Genomic DNA, 271 nt, shown 5'->3' with positions numbered 1-271 from the left:
GCACCAGACAGTATGCTATTACAGCGTTTGGTCACTGATATGCGTACGTTAGCGCCAGCGCTGATGATTGATAGCGCGGCACCACTGCCATTACCTAACAATGGCAGTGGCGTAGAGGATATGGCGGCTATGAATGGTCAGAACCCTCAGTTTGACTCCAGTGGCAGCGCTACAAACAATGTTAATAGCGACGCCTATAACAACAATGCAAGCAATAATGGTGCTGGAGAGTATCAAGCAAGCGATGACGATACGGACGATAGTATGATGC

General features: G+C 48.7%; 1 protein-coding gene. It reads left to right on the top strand.

Going from position 1 to position 271, the window contains the following annotated elements:
- Window positions 1-39 precede the first annotated feature (39 nt).
- Window positions 40-271: hypothetical protein (locus AAEZ10_RS27345; RefSeq protein WP_350571813.1), on the top strand; the 232-nt coding region annotated here is incomplete at its 3' end.

The organism is Pseudomonas sp. H26/SER47-MNA-CIBAN-0231, from assembly GCF_040310465.1.
In the GTDB taxonomy this organism is placed as follows: Bacteria; Pseudomonadota; Gammaproteobacteria; order Pseudomonadales; family Pseudomonadaceae; genus Aquipseudomonas; species Aquipseudomonas atacamensis.
This window is presented reverse-complemented; position numbering and strand designations above follow the sequence as displayed.